Below are 601 nucleotides of genomic sequence, written 5' to 3' on the forward strand. Positions count from 1 at the left end.
AGTGCACACGTACATATCCGCTTGTCGTTCGAGCCCGACGCAAGATACCGTCCCGAGGGGTCGAATTTGAGGCAAGTGACGGGCGCCTCGTGGCCGGTGAGGAGCATTGTGGGCGACTCCAGACCACTTGTCCGAGGAATCTCGTTCACGATCTCACTCAGAGCAGTCTCGGAACCCCGAGGCCTCTTGTTCGGGGGCTCGTCGTAATGAGCCAGAGACATTGCCGGGAGTGGGGTTCGGGGTGGGCGTGCTAAATCAGAGTGAGGAAGCAGGAATCCAGGAGGGAGGCAGGAGGCAGGCGAGGCGGCGACTGGCCTGGAATGGACTTCACTGTAGGCCAAAGAAAAATACTCACCAAAAATCGTCAAACTACTTTTGAACTACTTTAAGTGCTCTGCTACTGCTCAAGTAGTCCAGTCCAGTCTTTTAGTCCAGTCCAGTCCTTTTAGTCCAGTCCAGTCCACTTTTGCCTGGGCTGATACAATTGAGTGCTCTGCTACTGCTCAGGTAGTCCAGTCCAGTCCAGTCTGTAGACCATTTGGGAAACCCCTGATTGGCTGATTCTCAGGCTAATTTTCTTTTTTTCGCCCTCTGCCACGAG

1 protein-coding gene is annotated in these 601 nt (G+C 54.1%); it reads right to left on the reverse strand.

Annotation, left to right across the window (positions count from 1 at the left end; translation table 11 throughout):
• Positions 1 to 221, reverse strand: a 221-nt coding sequence (locus tag AC1QQ2_RS14910) for a WD40 repeat domain-containing protein (protein WP_479713734.1), incomplete at its 3' end; no start/stop codon positions are given.
• Positions 222 to 601: the final 380 nt, after the last annotated feature.

Origin of the sequence: Aestuarium sp. (assembly GCF_023253315.1) — a bacterium.
Lineage (GTDB): Bacteria > Pseudomonadota > Alphaproteobacteria > Rhodobacterales > Rhodobacteraceae > Marivivens > Marivivens donghaensis.